Genomic DNA, 277 nt, shown 5'->3' on the forward strand with positions numbered 1-277 from the left:
CCAGGTTCTCGACGTTGCCGACGAAAACCGGGACGCTCGCGCCCTGGTCGGTGATGACATGGAACTGGTCCAGCCCCTGCTCATCGCGCCCGAGGGTCAGGCGAGCCAGGAACTCCTGAACGGCGGTGTCGCGCGCCCAGATCGAGAGAAAGACCAGGTTGCCGTTCTCGTCACCGATGCAGCCGTCGGCCATGAGGTCGGGGCATTCGTCGATGCGATACAGCGTCTTGGAAGGATGGGTGACAGGCATGGTGTTGTCCTCGAAGGAATCGGAGGC

Annotated in this window: 1 pseudogene; it reads right to left on the bottom strand. The window is 63.2% G+C overall.

The window, feature by feature from the left end:
• Positions 1-250: pseudogene (locus ACR6JA_RS22085) on the bottom strand (hypothetical protein); the annotation flags it as partial.
• Positions 251-277 lie beyond the last annotated feature (27 nt).

The organism is Cedecea sp. B1(4) (assembly GCF_059414925.1).